This is a genomic window from Pseudomonas sp. JL23 (assembly GCF_056933585.1).
The window spans coordinates 1,430,942-1,448,440 of record NZ_CM167795.1; the positions used below are offsets into that span (position 1 = coordinate 1,430,942).

Consider the following 17,499-nt stretch of genomic DNA (forward strand, 5'->3'; position numbering starts at 1 on the left):
TAGTCGGTGTACGTTCCGTAGGACCGGCTTTAGCCGGGAGGGCGTCCTCGCGGCTAAAGCCACTCCTACAGAATCTCCGGTATCTGCGGGCCTATTTGAGGTTGCCGCTCAAGAATTGCTGCAACCGCTCGCTCTTCGGCGTATTCAGCACCTGATCCGGATGACCGGCTTCTTCGATCTGGCCCTGGTGCAGGAAGATCACCTGATTAGCGACCTTGCGGGCAAAGCCCATTTCGTGGGTCACCAGGATCATGGTGCGGCCTTCTTCGGCCAGGCCCTGGATCACCTTGAGCACCTCGCCGACCAATTCCGGATCCAGCGCCGAGGTTGGTTCGTCGAACAGCATGATTTCCGGTTCCATCGCCAGCGCCCGGGCTATCGCCACGCGCTGTTGCTGGCCGCCGGAGAGGAACGCCGGGTATTGCTCGGCGACCCTGGGGGGCAGGCCGACTTTCTCCAGATACTTGTGCGCCCGGGCCTCGGCTTCCTGTTTGGATACACCCAGCACCCGGCGTGGCGCCATAGTGATGTTTTCCAACACGGTCATGTGCGCCCACAGGTTGAAGTGCTGGAACACCATGGCCAGGCGTGTACGGATGCGTTGCAGCTCGTCCGGGTCGGCGACACGCATGCCGCCCTTGTCGCTGACCATGCGGATCTGCTCGCCATCCAGACTCATGGCGCCGTCGTTGGGCTGTTCGAGAAAGTTGATGCAGCGCAGAAAGGTGCTCTTGCCCGAGCCGCTGGCGCCGATCAGGCAGATGACGTCGCCGCTGCTGGCCTTGAGCGAGACGCCTTTGAGTACTTGGTGATCGCCATAGCTTTTATGCAGGCCATCGATGGTCAGTTTGTACATGACAGGCAGTCCTTAAGGAGAAAGCAGGTAGCCGCTGCGGTAGGCCTCGGTGCCTGCAACGTGGGCGATGACCATTCCGGCCGTCGCCATGCGTCGCAGCGAGCGGGCGTAGAGCAGGCCTGCGTTGAGCGTATGGATGGGGGTAACGCCATCGCCGATGGGGTCGATGACTTCCGCGATCAGTTGTCCGGCCTCGACGTACTCGCCGGGCTGGGTGCAGAACACCAGCAGGCCGCCGACCGGAGTTGCAACCGGTTCGACGGCGGCCAGTGGCGTGGCCGGGTAGAGCAGTTGCGGCGGGATGCTGATATCGCCGCTGATGGCGCCAAAGTGAATCAGGTAGTTGATCAGCGCCTGACAGTCGCGGCTGGCCAGGGAGTGATTGACGTCACCCTGGCCGCGCAGCTCCAGAGTCACCGAAAAACTGCCCATAGGCAGGCTGAAGCGGTGACCGAAGCGTTCCTGCAATTGCCACCAGACCAGCGTGAAGCACTCGTCAAAGGACTGGCCGCCGGAGTCAGTCGCCAACAGGCTGGCCTGGGCACCGAGATAGCGCGACAGCGGCTCGACCTTTTTCCAGGCTTCGGGCGTGGTGTACAGGTGTTCGACGGATTCGAAGTCGCAGTGCAGGTCCAGCACCATGTCGGCGTCGCAGGCCAGGCGTTGCAGGGTCAGGCGCTGGGATTGCAACTGGGTGGCGGCCACCTGGGCTTCAAGGGCGGCGCGCAAACTCTGGCGGACCAGGGCGATATTGTGCGCCGGGTCGTCGTTGAGGCGGTCTTCGATGTCATCACCAACCTGCAGGCTCAAGTCCACAAACAGACGGTTGAAGTTCTGCCCGCTTTCCATCTCGTAGCGGCCCAGGGGAATGTCCATCAGCACCTGTTCCAGGCCGATGGGGTTGGCCACGGGCACGACCACGATCTCGCCGAGCAGGCGCCCGGCGTTTTCCAGCTCGGCCAGGCGCTGTTTCAGATACCAGGCCACCAGCATGCCGGGCAGTTCGTCGGCATGCAGCGAGGCCTGGATGTAGATCTTGCAGGCGCCGTCTTGCGGGCCGTAGTGAAAGCTGTGGATCTGCCGCGCGGTGCCGGGCACGGGGGCGAGCAGATCATGTGTCAGATGACGCATTCAGGCAGGTCCTAGTGAGACGGGCCGATGAAGGCCAGCCAGCGGCGTTCGGCGAGGCGGAACAGGCCGACCAGAATGAACGTGACGGTCAGGTAGATCAGCGCGGCGATGCCGAACGACTGGAAGGTCATGAAGGTCGCCGAGTTGGCATCACGGGCCACCTTGAGGATGTCCGGCACGGTGGCGGTGAAGGCCACGGTGGTCGAATGCAGCATCAGGATCACTTCGTTGCTGTAATAAGGCAGCGAACGACGCAGGGCCGACGGCATGATCACGTAGGTGTAGAGCCGCCAGCCGGTCAGGCCATAAGCCTTGGCCGCTTCGACTTCGCCGTGGGACATGTTGCGGATGGCACCGGCGAAGATCTCGGTGGTGTAGGCGCAAGTGTTCAGGGCGAAGGCCAGGATGGTGCAGTTCATGGCATCGCGAAAGAACGCATCGAGCAGCGGCTGGGCACGCACGGCGGCGATGCTGTAGATGCCGGTGTAGCAGATCAGCAACTGGATATACAGCGGCGTGCCACGGAACAGGTAGGTGTAGAACTGCACCGGCCAGCGTACCAGGCGGTTGCTGGACACGCGGGCAATCGACAACGGAATGGACACGAGGAAGCCGATGGCGATGGACGCGCTGAGCAGCCACAGGGTCATGGCCAGGCCGGTGATGTGCTGGCCGTCGCTATAAAGGAAGGGCCGCCAGTATTCCTGGAGTAGTTCGATCATCGTTGCGCCTCCCGGCTGCCTGCGGAGTAGCGCCGTTCAGCCCAGCGCAGGGCGAAGTTCGAGGCACTGGTGATCAGCAGGTAGATCAGGGCTGCCAGGACCAGGAAGTAAAACAGCTGGTAGGTGCTCTTGCCGGCGTCCTGGGACGCCTTGACCAGGTCGGCCAGGCCGATGATCGACACCAGGGCGGTGGCCTTGAGCAGCACTTGCCAGTTATTGCCGATACCCGGCAGAGCGAAACGCATCATCTGCGGGAAGACAACGTAGCGAAAGCGCTGGCCGCGCTTGAGGCCATACGCAGTGGCGGCTTCGACCTGACCACGCGGCACCGCGAGGATCGCGCCACGGAAGGTCTCGGTGAAATAGGCGCCGTAGATGAAGCCCAGGGTAATGACCCCGGCCGCAAACGGGTCGATCTCGATGTAGTCCCATTCCAGGGCGTCGGTGATGCCGCTGAGCCAGGTTTGCAGGCTATAGAAAATCAGCAGCATCAGTACCAGATCCGGCACACCGCGGATCAGGGTGGTGTAGAGCTGGGCCGGTGCGCGCAGCAATACCGAGCCGGACAGCTTGGCACTGGCGCCGATCAGGCCGAGCACGATGCTCACGATCAACGACAGTACCGATAATTTGATGGTCATCCAGGTGCCTGCGAGCAACAGCGGGCCGAAGCCTTTCAAGCTGAATGCCGACAGTCCCAGGTTTTGCATAAGCGCTTCGAGCATGGATCTCGCCTTTGCGGTCAATAAAACAAAACGCCCATCGAGGACGGCAGTGGAGCATCGCCGTACCGATGGGCGTCCGGGTGTTACTTACCGCTATACAGATTCAGGTCGCCAAAGTGCTTCTTCTGAATTTCGGCGTATTTGCCGTCGTCATGCAGAGCTTTGATGCCTTTGTCCAACAGGGCTTTGAGGTCCTTGTTGCCTTTGGAGATGCCGACCGCAGTCTTGGCTGGCAGCAGTGGATCGTCGATTGGCTTGCTGACTTCGTAGCCAGCGCCGGCTGGCGATTTCAGGAAGCCCAGTTCAGCTTGCAGCATGTCTTGTACCGAAGCGTCCAGACGACCGGAGGTCAGGTCAGCATAAACCTGGTCCTGGTTGGCGTAGGCCTTGGTGGTGACGCCAGCCTTGTCCAGTACGGCCTTGGCGTAGGCTTCCTGGATAGTGCCTTGCTCATAGCCAACGGTTTTGCCTTTCAGGCTTTCCGGCGTGCTGAAACCTGCACCCTTTTTGAACACCAGGGAAGTCGGGCCGGAGAACAGCTCGCTGGAGAAGTCGATGACTTTCTGGCGGGCTTCGGTCACGGTCATCGACGAGATGACGCCGTCAAACTTGTTGGCCTTCAGGCCAGGGATCATGCCGTCGAAATCGCTTTCAACCCATTTGCACTTGACCTTCAGCTCGGCACAGATGGCATTGCCCAGGTCGATGTCGAAGCCAACCAGGCTACCGTCAGCCGCTTTCGACTCGAAAGGCGCGTAAGACGGGTCAACACCGAAGCGCAGCTCCTTGTATTCCTTGGCCATTGCATTGCCTGCGGCGAGGCAGATAGCCAATGCAGAGAGAGTCAGCCATGCTTTTTTCATCGTTCAGTCCTTAAAACCAAATTGAGCGTTAGGATCACGCGAGGCCTGCTACCGGCAGGGCCAGACCGAGAGACGATAGCAAGTTCCGAACCAAACAGGCGAACGTGCGTTTTAAATGTAAGCAGTTGTCGCAATGCTGACTTAGGCGGAATTTCGTCGCACTAAACAGCAGAAAGCCACTATCGACGCAACACGTAGAAGGGCCAAAAAGGGGCGCAGAATACATGGCGCACCAATAGAGGGCAAAGAACGATTCGCTTGGATTGTCTGGGCGGGATTGGCGAAGTGCGGCTTTATGTTACTGACGCGTTACCAGCGCAGCCCGCTTTGGGCCGTGGGGTAACGTTGGGACGGTGCGCTGGAGCGAATGTGGGACCGGCTTTAGCCGGGAAGACAAGGTGATAGGCGACAGACATCCATCGGTCACACCTGCGCCTTCCCGGCTAAAGCCGGTCCCACATAAAAAGCCATGAATTCAGCTATTTCCCCGGTGTCAGGGTCAACCGCTGTTTGCCAAACGCCTGCTCCAGGTTCTGCGGTTGCAGTGGAATTGACATGTACTGGGCCTTGAGCCAGGGCTCGATGCCGTTGGCGTAATTGGGACTGGCCGGGTTGCCGGACTGGCCTGCACCGCTTTGGCCCATCAGCGGCTCATTCAGGCCGAAGTCAACGATGATGCGCAACGCAGGCACCGAACGGGCATCGAAGTCCTGGCCCCAGCTGTAGGCCGAGGTGTTCAGGGTGCTCTGGTCGCCGCCCGCCGGGAACGGCCCGCGATTCAGGCTGCTGTTGCTGCTCTCGCCCAGGGCCTTGGCCAACTGATTGCCTTGCGCCGTCCAGTTATAGCGGTGCAGTTTGCCCCATTGCCAGGCCTTGTGATCGCTGCCGAGCTGGCTGTCCCCGGCAGTGATGGCGGCGGCCAGGCTGCGTGCCAGGATTGCCGGTTTGTCTTCTTTCTGCGGGGTTTTCAGGTCGTCCCAGAACGGACTGTCTTCACGCCCGAGCAGGTGGTCGGCCTGAGCCGAATAAGCAAGGTTGGCGCCTGCCACCAAGGCTTTCCAGGTCGGGCTGCTTTCCGGGCCCAGATCGTCGAGGAAAATCTGCTTGCTGCTTTCCTGCAGGAACAGTTCGTACAGCGCCGCATCAGCCGAGGTCGCACTGAGCTTGCCGTCGAAGGCCATCAACCTCAAGTAGGCTTCCCGGGCCTTGCCGCGTTCGGCTTCCGGCAGGGCATCGATGGCCTGTTGCAGAGGCTTGGCCATGCCGGGGGCTTCGAACATCTTCTTCAGCTTGGCGGCGAAGGTCGTCGTCTGGTCGTACTGCATGGCGATCAGGCTGCGGCTGTCCTGCTTGCCGCTGCCTGCCAGTTCGGCGATGCGTTCGGCGCGCTCCGGGGCGAACCACGAGTTGGACAACTGCATGCCGTAGCCCTTGGGCACGGTGCGCTGGTTGGCGGTGGCGATCCAGCCTTGCTGCGGATCCTGGTCATACGGATGCAGCATCGGATCGGCAAAACCGTCCCAGTCGTAGCGACCGTCCCAGCCCGGTGACGGCAGCAGGCCGAGGCCATCGCGGCGGTTCGGGTAGCGGCCGGTGACTTGCCAGCCGGTATTGGACGCGTCGGCAAACACCATATTCAAAGCGATGGAGCGGATCTCGCGACTCTTGTCGAACGCGCGCTCGACAGTCGGCGCCCGGGACAGGTCGAAATAGGCGTCCAGGCTCTTGTCGTCTTTCAAGTCCGGCACTTGCAGGGCCAGGCCCAGGCCGTTGTTCAGGGCAACGACCTGGGTCGGACTGCTGCGCTCGCCAATGGCGCTGTTGAGCAGCGCACCATGGCGGGTTTCGTAGAAGGCTTCGCGAACCGGGCGGCCACCTTTGACGAAGAAGGTTTCTTCATGGGCCACGGCGGGTTGCCATTTGCCATTGGCCAGGTACATCAGGCGATTGTTTTCGCGCTTGATCTGCTCCAGGAACAGGTCCTGATTGTCACCCTTGACCGCCGTCATGCCCCAGGCCAGCTTGCCGTTGAAGCCGCTCAGCAGCAGTGGCAGACCGGCGATGGTGGCACCTGCGGCCTGGTATTTCGGTGCGCGGATCTCGACGAAGTTCCAGGCCGAAGGCAGTCCGGCGGGCAGGTTCATGTCGCTGGCCAGCAGGCTTTTGCCGGTGCGGCTGCGTTGTGGGCTGATCGCCCAGTTATTCGACGCGGCGACGCTTAGCATGTTCAGGTCAGAGAGTTGCAGGGCGGCCTTGTTCAGGTCACCCAGGCCCTGCACCTGGCTGAGGTTGACGCCCTTGAGCTTGTCGGCTTCGGCCTGGGGCACTTCCTCGTCGGGATAGGTCGGCATCAGCCAGGCCAGCTTGTCGAGGCCGACTTTTTGCGCCAGTTGCAGCGAGGCCAGCTCCTGCTGCAGGTTGGCCGAGGTGCTGAAATCCAGCAGGCTGAAGATCAGCGCCGAGTCTTCCGGCTTCCAGTATTCCGGGATGTAGCCGGCATCGGCCAGATCGGCTGGCAGCTTGTCGCGATAGCGGAACAGGTAGGCATTGACGCCCCGGGCATAGACCTCGAAGAAGCGCTTGAGGCGCGGCGAAGAGCCGTTGTATAGGTCGCCCGCGCTTTTACGCAGGTTCACCGAGCGCATCAGACGGTCCACATCCAGTGCTGCCGGGCCTTCCAGCTCGGCAAGACGGCCCTGGGCCAGCAGGCGCATGGCGACCATCTGGCTGATGCGGTCGCTGGCATGCAGATAACCGAGGGTGAACAGCGCGTCGTGGAAGGTGCTGCTCTCGATCAGCGGCATGCCCAGGTTATTGCGTCGCACCGAGACGTTCTGCGCCAGGCCCTTGATCGCCACGACCCCGGTAGTGGGCGGCACGCTGTCGCTGCCATGGCCGTCGAGTTGACAGCCCGACACACTCAGCAAGCCTGCCACGGCAGCGGCATAGCCGAACCGGGGGAGAAAATGGGATAGGGATGGCGAGGCCATGACGAAGCTCCTGAGGGGGTAGCGGCGGATAAAGGGCAAAGGCGCTACGTTAGTGAGCAGGCAGGCGCCACGCAAGCGGGGAAGGGGAGTTTATTTGAGGATTTTTCTGCGACCACCGGGAGTCGGCGATACAAATGAAAACGGCCTCCAGTGGCGGAGGCCGTTGCTTATGCCCCAAGCGTTACGCGCCGTGGCACTTCTTGAATTTCTTATCGCTGCCACATGGGCAGGGATCATTGCGGCCAACGTCTTTCAGCGCGTTGCGCACCGGCTCCTGATGGGCATGGCCGCAGTTTGGACCGTGCACATGGCCGTGATCGTGGTCGTGATGGTCGTGATCATGGTTGCAATCGGGGCCATGTACATGGGGTTGTTGGTTCATTTGGGAATCTCCGGAATCAAATCTCCGGGGATTATCTCGCCATCGCGCTCAATACGCACGCTGCGGCCGAAGAATAATCCGGTCTTGAGCTTGCCTTCGAGGCGGTAGTGGATCGGGTTGCGCGGTTTTTCCAGCAATTTGGCCAGGTACTTGAGGTGCTGCCACAGGTTGGTCTTGATCGGAATGACGAAATACTTGCTGGTGCGAGGCGCTACGCGGAAGCGGTCCGAGTAATCGCCCTCGGCCAGTTGCACGTCATTGAGCAGGATCTTGTAGCTCAACCCGCGCACCCACATGCCCCGGTCGTTGGGGTTGTCGATGCGAAAGTGCAGCTTGAAGCTTTGTTCCAGCAGGTGTGCCTTGACCACCTGAACCTTGAGCAGATGCACTTGCGGCTCTTCGTACTGGCTGAACCAACTGGCGCAGCCGGTCAGATTGGCAAGCAACAGCGCGAGGCCGATGGATTTGAACAGACGCACCTGAGAAAACATGAACTGGCTCCGGGAACCGGCAATGGGTTGCTGGCGGTTGTTGCAGGAATCGAGCCTGCGCCATACTCGTGCCTATGTGCAACTCGAGTGTGCCCCCATGACTCTCTACGAAATCGTCTTCAGCGGCCAGATCGTTGCCGGTGCCCAGCTTGAACGGGTGCAGGCCAACCTGGGCAAATTGTTCCAGGCCGATGCCCAGCGCCTGGCGCTGTTGTTCTCCGGGCGGCGCCTGGTACTCAAGAACAACCTCGACAAAGCCGCCGCCGAGAAATACCGCTCGACCCTGGAGCGCGCCGGGGCTCTGGTCGAGGTGGTCGACATGGAACTGCCGATGGAGGAGGTCGAACTGGCGCCGCCGCCGGATGAGCGCGGCTACCTGCCGGTCAGGCCTGGGCCTGTGGTCAAGCCGGGGCGCTTGCAGGTCAAGCCGCGTGACGTCTACATGGCCGCCTTTGTCGACGTCGATGCGCCTGACCTGGCCATCGCTGAGGTCGGCGCCAATATGCAAGACCCCAAACCGCCCGCAGCGCCGCTGAAGCTGGACTTGTCACAACTGAGTCTGGCCCCGACCGGCAGCGACATGGGTCAGGCAAAGAAAGCAGCGGAGGCGCCGGCGCCGGACACCTCCCATCTGCAGCTGCGCTGAACGTCTGGTCAGACGAAGCCAGCGCAGCACTTCTTGAATTTCTGCTCACTGCCGCATGGGCAAGCGTCATTGCGCCCGGCCTTGAGCGGCACGGTCGGGTCGATAAAGTACCAACGGCCCTGATTCTGCACGAACGACGAACGCTCGCGATGACTGTGTTCGCCGTCGTTGTCGTGCCAGCGCGCGGTAAAGGTGACGAAACCGTGCTCGGGCTTGCCGCCGAACACCTCGGCGCTTTCTACCTCAAGGCCCAGCCAGGTGCTCTGGGCACTCCACTGGCTGATGGACTCGCGGTTCAGCCCGGCCTGCTGCGCGGGCAGGGTTGTTGCCACCAGATAATCGATCAGGCCCAGCACATAGGCGCTGTAACGCGAACGCATCAGCTTCTCGGCGCAGGGTGCCGGCTGCCCGGCATGGAAATGGCCGCAACAGGCCAGCAACAGATCCCCGCTGCCGCAGGGACAAATAGTGCTACTCATGATTTACCACCAATACTTGCCAAAATTCTCCGGGTTGGCCCAGAACTTCGCGTTCAACCAGTCGGGGACTTGCTTGTATTCGCGCAGGTCGTAGGTGTACAGGGACAGGACCTGTTCGTCCCGGGCGAAGCGTTCGCTGACTTGCAGGGCCAGGGAGTAGAAGTCGGTGTCTTGCCAGCCGCAGGCGTGCAGGTCGGCCAGTACGGCAATGCGGCTGGCGTTGAGGTTGCGGATGCCGCCGAGCAGTTCCAGGCCGATGCGCTTGGGAATGTGCTCCAGGCAGTCCACCACCAGGGCCAGGTCGAAACGTTGCCCGGCAAGCTCCGCCGACAGGGGGCCGGGCATGGCCTGGAACACATGGCTGTTGGGGTGTGCCTCGCGAAACGCCTGCAGCGCCGGGAACGCCTGGCTGCCCACCAGCAGCAGGCGTTCGGGAGCATAGCGGTCAAGCAGGGCCGCCATGGCCTGTTGGGGAGTGCGGGTGGAAAAACCTTCGGTCATCAAAAATCCTCATCTGGAATGGCAAGACTAGCTCGCTCCGGGATCGTGGCCTAGTCTCACTGCACCTGATTTCTGGAAAGCGCTTTTTACGGCGCCGTTGACTGCTGGCGAATTGAATCGTTCAGCGTTTTCCAGAGCTGGGTGACGAAAAGTATAAAAATGAGTGCAATCTCCCGGAAACACGGGATAAAGCTGGCGTTATGGCCAAGTGCCGTCTTTAATCCTTGAGCGGCGGTGGGCCGACTATTAGGAGAAAAACATATGAGAATGTTGCGCACGGCGTTACCTCTGCTTCTCGTTACCAGCGTCCTTACGGGTTGCGCTGGCTTGCAAAAGACTGATTGGCCCATTTGCGCGGCTGGCGGCGCATTGGGTGGCGCCGCCGTCGGTGCCTTCCAGACTGCTGCGGTTGCAGCGAGCCTGGGTGGTGCGGTGGGTGTCATGGCCGGTGCCTATTGCTGGGTGCATGGTGATGGCGATGATGATGGCGACGGTGTACCGAACAGCCGCGACAAGTGCCCGAACACGCCTAAAGGCGTAGTCGTTGATGCCGATGGCTGCCCGCCGCCACCACCGCCTGTAGCGGCGCCAGTGCCGGTTGAGCCGGTCACCTCGTCCCGCGAGGAAGTGATTGTCATCCGCGACGTGCTGTTCGAGTTCGACTCGGCCAAGCTGACCGCAGCTGACAAGAAAAAACTCGACGTCATCGCCACTCGCCTGAAACGCGAAGCGTCGACCGCGCAACTGCACGTCAGCGGCCATACCGACAGCGTCGGCAGCGATGCCTACAACAAAAAACTGTCGCAGAAACGCGCTGCCTCGGTGACTGATTACTTGGTCAGCTCCGGCATCCCGCGCAGCGAGTTCGTTTCCGTTGAAGGCTTCGGCGAAAGCCGCCCGGTAGCGGATAACAAAACCGCTGATGGCCGTGCACAGAACCGTCGTGTGGAAATCAAGATCAACCGTTGATCCCTCGCTGTAAACAGACGGGCCCGGCATACTGCCGGGCCCGTTCTTTTCTGAAACCGCCTGGCGGTTTACTTCCCGGCTACATGAAATTTCACCCCCGCGCTGGCATATTCTTCCCCCTAGCCGTTACTGTGCGTTCCCAATAGGAAGCGTTCGCAGAAAAACTATAACCAGGGGCATGTAATGAAGCTGTTTTGGGGCATGGGGAAAGTGTTGACGCTGGCCTTCTGGCTGGTGGTGTTGGTGAGCCTGGCGGTGCAACTGCCAAGCCCTTTCGAGATACTGCTCAAGCTGGCTGGCGGCCTGATGCTGCTGATGCATGTGCTTGAGGTGCTGTTTTTCAACGGCGATCTGCGTGGACGAGCGCATCCCTGGCGCGATCGGCTGCAAATCCTCTGCTTCGGCATGTTCCATCTGCAATCCTTTTCCCGTTCGTCCCGTGAGGTCAGCCATGCGTAGTCTCTGTCTGCTCGCTGCGCTGTGCAGCCCCCTGGCGATGGCCCAGTCCATCAATGTCCAGCCTAATTCCTTCATGCGCCTGCCCGGCAATAACAGCGTCCTGCAACTGGATCGTCTGGAAGTCGCCGATGGTGCAACCTTATGGATCCCGGCCGCCGTCACCGAAATGAATGTCGGCGAATTGAAGTTGGGCCGTGAGGCACGCATCACCATTGTGCCCGGCCCGACGCCGTTCAAGCTGGCGGTCAAGCAAGGTGAGCTGGGCAGTGGCAGCCAGATCAGTGCCCGGGGCGCGGCGGGCAGCTTCGAGAAACCGGCGTTGCCAGGGCGCAACCTGACGCTGCGTCTGGAGCACCTCAAGGCCGATATTCTCGCAGTGGACGCCCGTGGCGGCACCGGTGCGCCTGGCTACAGTGGCCTGGACGGTGGCAACGGCAAGGCGCCGGGTTGCACCTGGGGCCAGGCGGGCAGGGGCTCCGACGGTGACAAGGGCGGTGACGGCCGTGACGGTGCTGCGGGTGGTCAGGTAAGGCTGGAGGTGCCGCTGGAGTTTACCGCTGAGCGCATCAAGGTGCAGGTCGACGGCGGTAACGGTGGCGCGCCGGGTGTCGGCGGCAAGGGCGGCCAGGGCGGCGCCTCGAAAGGCTGCCTGGTTTACCGCGCCGACGGCGGCAAGGCTGGTCGCACGGGCGACGCCGGGCAACCGGGCGGTAAAGGTTCCGCGGGTTCGGTGATGGTGCAGCATTTGTAAGACTGTCAATATCTTATGGGATCGGCTTTAGCCGGGAATGCGCCTTTCCGGCTAAAGCCGGCCCCACAGATTCAACTTGTTCAGCAGGTCTCGACATGGGCCCGTGAGCGGTCCACCTCGCTCTTGATCTGCTCGATCAGACACAGCATCGAAAACACCAGGTCCCGCTGCGAGCCGCTGGAGTTATCGGCGGTTTCATAGGCGATGGCCGCCAGATAGCGCAGCAGGTCCGAGGCATGCAGCAGGATTTTTCCAGTGAGAACTGGGGTTTTTCGGTTGTAGCATTAATCATGGTAACGACCTTATGGATAGGCCACCGCACGTTCGCTGCTAAACAAATATCAGGGTGGCGACTTTGACGTGGGTTAGCAGACCGGTTGCCGTTACCATTACCCGGCGCACTCGAAAGTGCCCCGCGCAAAGTCACCATGTAGTAGGCCTTGCACGTAAGTAACGGAAAAAAGAGGCTGCTAAACCCGATCGCTGATTACTCAGCGACCGAAGCAGCCTAAAGAGCGAAGTTACCTCATGCAAGAGCTACAGATCTTCTAGGAAAGTTCATACTAAAGATACAGAAAAGGTCTGTCGTTGAGCCGTGTTTTTGTTAGCTTAAGTAAATTTTCAATTGTCGCTGTAGGAAAAGTTAACCAAGGCTTGTAGGTTGCTTCTGGAAATTCGTAAATATCGATTGCGTTGTAGCTCATCTCTATTCAGTTTCAATATTCTCGCACTTCCAGTTACAGGGAGTTCAAGAGATGAGCAAGGCTTACGCATTTATCAATGACCAAATGCAGGGCGACAGCGCTATCAAGTCCCGTTTGGGCGCTGGCGATAAATTCAATACGCTGAATGTGCATATTCGCAATCAGGTGGTGATTCCGGGGCAGATGGTCATAGTGCCCGACAGCACCACTAAATCCTGCACCATCGAGGAGGCCGAACTGATGCGCATGGCGCAGCACGTCAGCCATCAGGTCCACCACAACTCTCTAGGCTCTGACGGCCTGATGCTCAAACATTACGATGTATTGCAGCCTATGCTCGGCTACGGCTCGCTGGGCCTTGGCGCCGTCTCCGGGAGTTGGAGCAGTCATCTCAAGGCCGTAGAACAGACCCTGGCCGATATAGAAAAACTGCACAAACTGTCGCTGCAACGGGGCACGCCCATCGCCCGACAGGAATTTATCAACCAACGCCAGGTGCTGTTCAACAAACTGGACGGTCAGCTCAAGGGCATCGCCCGCTGGGGTACGGGCATGCACAACCGTGGCTCGATCAAGAAGATGCTGGGGATTTCCACCAAGAGTTATCTGCATACCGGTGAACTGCGCGATTACACCCGACGTATGAGTAACATTGCCAGGACGGCAAAGTTGCTTAAATACGGGGCTCATGTGGGTATTGTGTTGAATGCAACGGCCAGTACTTTGGAAATAAGCGAGGCTTGTTCGGTTGGGCGGGAGGATAAGTGCGTCAAGACGCATTATGTGGCGGGAGGGAAGTTGGTATTAGGAGTAGGAAGCGGCCTGATTGGAGGCGGGTTGGCAGTTGCAGGCGCTAAGCCGTTATGTGTTGCTATCGCAGTGCCTACAGGTGGGTGGGGTGGTTTGGCTTGTGGCATCATCGCCGGTATTGCGGGTGGGCTCGCCGGTGGAAAGGGTGGCGAATACGTTGGTGAAATGGTGGGTGAAAAGCTCTATGAATGGAGTCCAGAGTGATGACGGATGAAGAATTTTGGATAGCTATTTTCATTACTATCAATATTTGGGTAAATGTCGGGGCCATGATTTTTTTTCACCGTCGCCGATTAGAGCAGCTGGAGAATTATCTGGCGGGAGCTAAATCTGTCGAATGGAATAGATCAGTCTGGGGAGGAGGATACATTGGCTGTCAGATGAGGCTCAGTAATATAATGGCCATAATATTTCTACCGAATCTATGCCATAAGCGTGGCTATAGCTTCAAAGATGCAGATAAACGAATACCCAAGAAGCTTCGCCTGCAATTGAAGATTGTTTATGTGCATATGGCGATTACTGTCCTGGGGATGGGCGCGCTATACCTTGTACTTGTAGGGAAATACGGTAGCTAACACTGTGGTGCCTGCTCTAGCCAGGAAATCGCCTTCTTGGCTGGCGCTAGTCACATAGGAGTAGCTAATTCCACTGGGGTAATTTTAATTGTTGCTGTAGGAGTAAATAATTGGGGGTTATAGGTTGTGGCATCATTTTCGGCGCGGCTGGATGGCATGTGGGGGGGTAGTCTGGTTGGGGCGGAGATAGGGGAGCTGGTCTACGAATGGAGGCCCTCTGAATGAGCATTCATTCTGGATGGTGGGCACTGATCATTGGCATAAATATATGGTTGAACGTGGGCGTTATATTATTTTTTTACTACCGGAGCCTGGATAGGCTTGAGGGGTATCTCGAAGGGATTAAGTCTGTTGAGTGGAATAGATCAGTTTGCGGAAATGGATACTTCGGTCGGCAATTGAGGTTCTTTCACATTATGCAGATAGTGCTAATGCCAGGCTTTCTCTATAAGCGAGGCCAGATTCCGAAGGACACTGACAAGCGGATACCTAAGAAGCTTCGCTGGCAGATGAAGGTCGCGTCCATCTACATGATGCTCACAGCCTTGGCCATGATTACATTTTACTTTGCTATTTCTGACAGACCCAGCAGCTAACCCCGCAAACCACCGTAGGAGCGGCTTTAGCCGCGAAGGCGCCCTCGCGACTAAAGCTGTTCCTACGGTCGGTTGCAATGCGTGCAATAGGCTTAAAACATCGGTCGCGCCGCCGCAATCGCCACCACTACCAACCCGATAATCAGGTTACTGCCCACCAGCCGCCGAATCCGCCCCAGCGCCGCCGCGCCGTCGGCCCATTGCTCTGCTTCCACTGCGCGACGCAGTTCCGGCAGTTGCAGGCCCTGGATGCGGATGAACAGGGCGACCATCACGACGTACAGGCCGATCATCACCTGCACATAGCGTGGTGCGGTTTCGAAGCCGGTGAATTGCAGTTGGATCATGCCGATACCGCTGATCGGCAAAATCACCACGGCCAGCCAGACCCAGACGAAAAAGCGCGGGAACACATTCAGCCATAATTTAAGCCGTGGCGGGCCGTCCAGAGCAGCGACGGCCGCGGGGCGCAGGACCATCCAGGCGAAAAACATGCCGCCGACCCAGGTCAGGGCGGCCAGGACATGCAGGGTGTAGACGAGGGAAAAGGGTGTCATCAGGTACTCCGTTCTGCGCGGAAGGATTTAGCGAGGTATGATAGCGACCTCTCAGAACTACTGAGAATTTATCCAGCATATTTGTAGCGCCTCAAGCCCATGATCAGTACCGAACTCAAGTCCCAGATTCAGGGCGCCTATTCGCGTTTCCTCGAAGCCAAGAGCCTCAAGCCCCGTTATGGCCAGCGTTTGATGATCGCGGAGGTCGCCAAGGTGCTGGGCGATATCGAGACCGATGAAGAAGGGCGGCGCTCGGGCGACCCGGCCGTGGTCGCGGTGGAAGCGGGCACCGGTACCGGTAAGACCGTGGCCTATGCCATTGCCACCATTCCCACGGCCAAGGCGGCGGGCAAGCGCCTGGTCATCGCCACCGCCACTGTCGCCCTGCAGGAGCAGATCGTCTACAAGGATCTGCCCGAGCTGATGCGCAACAGCGGCATGAATTTCACCTTCGCCCTGGCCAAAGGGCGAGGGCGCTACATGTGCCTGTCCAAGCTCGACATGCTCTTGCAGGAAGGCGACTCGGCCAACGCTACGGCGCAGCTGTTCGAGGAAGAAGGCTTCAAGATCGAGGTCGATGAGGCCAGCCAGAAACTGTTTACCAGCATGATCGAAAAGCTCGCCGGCAATAAATGGGACGGCGACCGCGACAGCTGGCCCCAGGCTCTGGAAGACCAGGACTGGGCGCGCCTGACCACAGACCACAGCCAGTGCACCAATCGGCACTGTCCGAATTTTCAGCAGTGCGCCTTCTATAAGGCCCGCGAAGGCATGGGCAAAGTCGATGTGATCGTCACCAACCATGACATGGTCCTGGCCGATCTTGCGCTGGGCGGCGGAGCGGTGCTGCCTGATCCACGGGACACCCTGTACGTCTTCGACGAAGGCCATCACCTGCCGGACAAGGCCATCGGCCACTTCGCCCATTACACCCGTCTGCGCTCTACCGCCGACTGGCTGGAGCAGACTGCCAAGAACCTGACCAAACTGCTTGCTCAGCACCCGCTGCCGGGCGACCTGGGCAAGTTGATCGAACAGGTGCCGGAGCTGGCCCGGGAAATCAAGGGCCAGCAACAGTTCATGTTCAGTGCCTGCGAGCAATTGGCGGATTTCCGCGCCGGTGAAGACATGGAAGGCCGCGAGCGGCCGCGCCATCGCTTTATCGGCGGGGTGGTGCCCGAACATATCCGTGAGATGGGTATCGAGCTGAAAAAGGGTTTTGCCCGCCTCGACGACCTGTTCACCCGCCTGGCCGACCTGCTCAAGGAAGGCATGGATGGCGAGGTCAATATCGGCATCGCCAGCCATCAGGCCGAAGAGTGGTATCCATTGTTCGGCAGCCTGTTGGCGCGAGCCCACGGTAACTGGGAGTTGTGGACGGCCTTTACCGCCGAGGACCCGGAGGACAGCCCGCCCATGGCGCGTTGGCTGACCCTGGCCGACAGCGGTTCGCTGTTCGATATCGAGGTCAATGCAAGCCCCATCCTCGCTGCCGAAATGCTGCGGCGTAACCTCTGGAACGTCGCCTACGGCGCCTTGGTGACCTCGGCAACCCTGACCGCCTTGGGCAAGTTCGACCGCTATCGCATGCGTGCCGGGCTGCCCAAGGGCGCGGTGACAGCAGTGGTGCCGAGCCCGTTCCATCACGCCGATGCCGGTGTGCTGCGGGTGCCGGACCTCAAAGCCGATCCTCGCGACGCGGCCGCCCATACCGCCGCGATCATTCGTGAGCTACCGACTCTGGTTGAAGGCTCACGGGGCACGCTGGTGCTGTTCTCTTCGCGCAAACAGATGCAGGACGTGTTTGACGGCCTGGAGCGGGACTGGCGCAAGCAAGTGTTCATTCAGGGCAACCTGTCCAAGCAGGAAACCCTCAACAAGCACAAGGCCCGGGTCGATGGCGGTGATTCCAGCGTGCTGTTCGGCCTGGCCAGTTTCGCCGAAGGCGTGGACTTGCCCGGTGCCTATTGCGAGCACGTAGTGATCGCCAAAATTCCTTTTGCCGTACCGGACGATCCTGTGGAAGCGGCTCTGGCCGAGTGGATCGAAGCTCGTGGCGGCAATCCGTTCATGGAAATAGCCGTGCCCGACGCCTCGTTGCGTCTGGTTCAGGCCTGCGGTCGATTGCTGCGCACCGAAGAGGATCGCGGCACCATCACGCTGCTGGACCGGCGTTTGGTCACCCAGCGCTACGGCAAGGCGATTCTCAATGCGCTGCCGCCGTTCCGCCGCGAGATCTCCTGAGCCTGGTGTGTTCCCAAAGCGCCCTATCACTGGAACAATGCTCGC

At 59.8% G+C, this 17,499-nt stretch carries 19 protein-coding genes; 7 read left to right on the forward strand and 12 right to left on the reverse strand.

The annotated features are described in order from the left end of the window. Positions 1-91: 91 nt before the first annotated feature. The 8 genes from AC1Z24_RS06670 to AC1Z24_RS06705 all read right to left on the reverse strand — a co-directional run bounded on the left by AC1Z24_RS06670 (position 92) and on the right by AC1Z24_RS06705 (position 8,160). Positions 92-856 (reverse strand): ABC transporter ATP-binding protein, encoded by a 765-nt coding sequence (locus AC1Z24_RS06670; protein ID WP_483745015.1) that lies wholly within the window; start codon positions 854-856, stop codon positions 92-94. Between the two features lie 12 nt (positions 857-868). Continuing rightward, positions 869-1,987 (reverse strand): succinylglutamate desuccinylase/aspartoacylase family protein, encoded by a 1,119-nt coding sequence (locus tag AC1Z24_RS06675; RefSeq protein WP_483745016.1) that lies wholly within the window; start codon positions 1,985-1,987, stop codon positions 869-871. 11 nt (positions 1,988-1,998) lie between these two features. After that, on the reverse strand, positions 1,999-2,709 hold the full coding sequence (locus AC1Z24_RS06680) for an ABC transporter permease (protein ID WP_483745017.1): 711 nt from the start codon (positions 2,707-2,709) through the stop codon (positions 1,999-2,001). Next, positions 2,706-3,434, reverse strand: coding sequence for an ABC transporter permease (locus tag AC1Z24_RS06685; protein WP_259098951.1), 729 nt, complete (start codon positions 3,432-3,434; stop codon positions 2,706-2,708). The genes AC1Z24_RS06680 and AC1Z24_RS06685 overlap by 4 nt, the downstream gene beginning before the upstream one ends. 83 nt (positions 3,435-3,517) lie before the next feature. After that, positions 3,518-4,297: a transporter substrate-binding domain-containing protein gene (locus tag AC1Z24_RS06690; protein WP_259098953.1), complete on the reverse strand. Its 780-nt coding sequence runs from the start codon at positions 4,295-4,297 to the stop codon at positions 3,518-3,520. A 479-nt stretch (positions 4,298-4,776) separates the two neighbouring features. Continuing rightward, positions 4,777-7,287: a penicillin acylase family protein gene (locus AC1Z24_RS06695; protein WP_483745018.1), complete on the reverse strand. Its 2,511-nt coding sequence runs from the start codon at positions 7,285-7,287 to the stop codon at positions 4,777-4,779. Positions 7,288-7,468: 181 nt separating this feature from the next. After that, positions 7,469-7,669: an SEC-C metal-binding domain-containing protein gene (locus AC1Z24_RS06700; RefSeq protein WP_413302055.1), complete on the reverse strand. Its 201-nt coding sequence runs from the start codon at positions 7,667-7,669 to the stop codon at positions 7,469-7,471. After that, positions 7,666-8,160 (reverse strand): LEA/WHy family protein, encoded by a 495-nt coding sequence (locus tag AC1Z24_RS06705; protein WP_483745019.1) that lies wholly within the window; start codon positions 8,158-8,160, stop codon positions 7,666-7,668. The genes AC1Z24_RS06700 and AC1Z24_RS06705 overlap by 4 nt, the downstream gene beginning before the upstream one ends. A 97-nt stretch (positions 8,161-8,257) precedes the next feature. Between AC1Z24_RS06705 and AC1Z24_RS06710 the strand changes: the two genes are divergently transcribed. Continuing rightward, positions 8,258-8,806 carry a hypothetical protein gene (locus AC1Z24_RS06710; protein ID WP_483746549.1) on the forward strand — a complete coding sequence of 183 codons (549 nt, stop codon included), beginning with the start codon at positions 8,258-8,260 and terminating at the stop codon, positions 8,804-8,806. A gap of 8 nt (positions 8,807-8,814) precedes the next feature. Here the strand turns inward: AC1Z24_RS06710 and AC1Z24_RS06715 are convergent, their stop codons facing one another. After that, positions 8,815-9,285: a YchJ family protein gene (locus AC1Z24_RS06715; RefSeq protein ID WP_483745020.1), complete on the reverse strand. Its 471-nt coding sequence runs from the start codon at positions 9,283-9,285 to the stop codon at positions 8,815-8,817. 3 nt (positions 9,286-9,288) lie between these two features. Beyond that, complete coding sequence (locus AC1Z24_RS06720; protein WP_259098962.1) at positions 9,289-9,786, reverse strand: DUF6231 family protein; 498 nt, start codon at positions 9,784-9,786, stop codon at positions 9,289-9,291. Between the two features lie 261 nt (positions 9,787-10,047). On the opposite strand from AC1Z24_RS06720, the gene AC1Z24_RS06725 reads away from it, so the two are divergent. The 3 genes from AC1Z24_RS06725 to AC1Z24_RS06735 all read left to right on the forward strand — a co-directional run bounded on the left by AC1Z24_RS06725 (position 10,048) and on the right by AC1Z24_RS06735 (position 11,965). Further along, positions 10,048-10,755, forward strand: a complete 708-nt coding sequence (locus AC1Z24_RS06725) for a PA1041 family peptidoglycan-binding anchor lipoprotein (RefSeq protein ID WP_259098965.1) — start codon at positions 10,048-10,050, stop codon at positions 10,753-10,755. 183 nt (positions 10,756-10,938) lie between these two features. Continuing rightward, on the forward strand, positions 10,939-11,214 hold the full coding sequence (locus AC1Z24_RS06730; RefSeq protein WP_259098968.1) for a DUF1145 domain-containing protein: 276 nt from the start codon (positions 10,939-10,941) through the stop codon (positions 11,212-11,214). Next, the gene (locus AC1Z24_RS06735) at positions 11,207-11,965 is read left to right on the forward strand and encodes a collagen-like protein (protein ID WP_483745021.1); all 759 of its coding nucleotides are present in this window, start codon (positions 11,207-11,209) and stop codon (positions 11,963-11,965) included. Before AC1Z24_RS06730 ends, AC1Z24_RS06735 begins: the two co-directional genes overlap by 8 nt. 80 nt (positions 11,966-12,045) lie before the next feature. Here AC1Z24_RS06735 and AC1Z24_RS06740 read toward each other — a convergent pair whose 3' ends face one another. After that, positions 12,046-12,213, reverse strand: coding sequence for a DUF6124 family protein (locus AC1Z24_RS06740; RefSeq protein ID WP_483746550.1), 168 nt, complete (start codon positions 12,211-12,213; stop codon positions 12,046-12,048). A gap of 507 nt (positions 12,214-12,720) precedes the next feature. On the opposite strand from AC1Z24_RS06740, the gene AC1Z24_RS06745 reads away from it, so the two are divergent. Both AC1Z24_RS06745 and AC1Z24_RS06750 read left to right on the forward strand, forming a co-directional pair. Beyond that, a complete protein-coding gene (locus AC1Z24_RS06745; RefSeq protein ID WP_483745022.1) occupies positions 12,721-13,683 on the forward strand; it encodes a hypothetical protein in 963 nt (320 codons plus the stop codon). Further along, positions 13,683-14,057, forward strand: a complete 375-nt coding sequence (locus tag AC1Z24_RS06750) for a hypothetical protein (RefSeq protein ID WP_483745023.1) — start codon at positions 13,683-13,685, stop codon at positions 14,055-14,057. The genes AC1Z24_RS06745 and AC1Z24_RS06750 overlap by 1 nt, the downstream gene beginning before the upstream one ends. 688 nt (positions 14,058-14,745) lie before the next feature. Here AC1Z24_RS06750 and AC1Z24_RS06755 read toward each other — a convergent pair. After that, complete coding sequence (locus AC1Z24_RS06755; RefSeq protein ID WP_483745024.1) at positions 14,746-15,210, reverse strand: CopD family protein; 465 nt, start codon at positions 15,208-15,210, stop codon at positions 14,746-14,748. Positions 15,211-15,309: 99 nt separating this feature from the next. On the opposite strand from AC1Z24_RS06755, the gene dinG reads away from it, so the two are divergent. Further along, the gene (dinG, locus tag AC1Z24_RS06760; RefSeq protein WP_259098979.1) at positions 15,310-17,454 is read left to right on the forward strand and encodes an ATP-dependent DNA helicase DinG; all 2,145 of its coding nucleotides are present in this window, start codon (positions 15,310-15,312) and stop codon (positions 17,452-17,454) included. The last annotated feature ends 45 nt before the right edge of the window (positions 17,455-17,499 follow it).

Excerpts from the sequence above, each read along its gene's own strand:
- AC1Z24_RS06710 (WP_483746549.1), top strand. The coding sequence starts at position 8,258 with ATGACTCTCTACGAAATCGTCTTCAGCGGCCAGATCGTTGCCGGTGCC.
- AC1Z24_RS06750 (WP_483745023.1), top strand. The coding sequence starts at position 13,683 with ATGACGGATGAAGAATTTTGGATAGCTATTTTCATTACTATCAATATT.
- AC1Z24_RS06675 (WP_483745016.1), bottom strand. The coding sequence starts at position 1,987 with ATGCGTCATCTGACACATGATCTGCTCGCCCCCGTGCCCGGCACCGCG.
- AC1Z24_RS06735 (WP_483745021.1), top strand. The coding sequence starts at position 11,207 with ATGCGTAGTCTCTGTCTGCTCGCTGCGCTGTGCAGCCCCCTGGCGATG.
- AC1Z24_RS06725 (WP_259098965.1), top strand. The coding sequence starts at position 10,048 with ATGAGAATGTTGCGCACGGCGTTACCTCTGCTTCTCGTTACCAGCGTC.
- AC1Z24_RS06745 (WP_483745022.1), top strand. The coding sequence starts at position 12,721 with ATGAGCAAGGCTTACGCATTTATCAATGACCAAATGCAGGGCGACAGC.
- AC1Z24_RS06685 (WP_259098951.1), bottom strand. The coding sequence starts at position 3,434 with ATGCTCGAAGCGCTTATGCAAAACCTGGGACTGTCGGCATTCAGCTTG.
- AC1Z24_RS06705 (WP_483745019.1), bottom strand. The coding sequence starts at position 8,160 with ATGTTTTCTCAGGTGCGTCTGTTCAAATCCATCGGCCTCGCGCTGTTG.
- AC1Z24_RS06700 (WP_413302055.1), bottom strand. The coding sequence starts at position 7,669 with ATGAACCAACAACCCCATGTACATGGCCCCGATTGCAACCATGATCAC.
- AC1Z24_RS06690 (WP_259098953.1), bottom strand. The coding sequence starts at position 4,297 with ATGAAAAAAGCATGGCTGACTCTCTCTGCATTGGCTATCTGCCTCGCC.
- AC1Z24_RS06720 (WP_259098962.1), bottom strand. The coding sequence starts at position 9,786 with ATGACCGAAGGTTTTTCCACCCGCACTCCCCAACAGGCCATGGCGGCC.
- AC1Z24_RS06715 (WP_483745020.1), bottom strand. The coding sequence starts at position 9,285 with ATGAGTAGCACTATTTGTCCCTGCGGCAGCGGGGATCTGTTGCTGGCC.
- AC1Z24_RS06670 (WP_483745015.1), bottom strand. The coding sequence starts at position 856 with ATGTACAAACTGACCATCGATGGCCTGCATAAAAGCTATGGCGATCAC.
- AC1Z24_RS06755 (WP_483745024.1), bottom strand. The coding sequence starts at position 15,210 with ATGACACCCTTTTCCCTCGTCTACACCCTGCATGTCCTGGCCGCCCTG.
- AC1Z24_RS06680 (WP_483745017.1), bottom strand. The coding sequence starts at position 2,709 with ATGATCGAACTACTCCAGGAATACTGGCGGCCCTTCCTTTATAGCGAC.
- AC1Z24_RS06730 (WP_259098968.1), top strand. The coding sequence starts at position 10,939 with ATGAAGCTGTTTTGGGGCATGGGGAAAGTGTTGACGCTGGCCTTCTGG.
- AC1Z24_RS06695 (WP_483745018.1), bottom strand. The coding sequence starts at position 7,287 with ATGGCCTCGCCATCCCTATCCCATTTTCTCCCCCGGTTCGGCTATGCC.
- dinG (WP_259098979.1), top strand. The coding sequence starts at position 15,310 with ATGATCAGTACCGAACTCAAGTCCCAGATTCAGGGCGCCTATTCGCGT.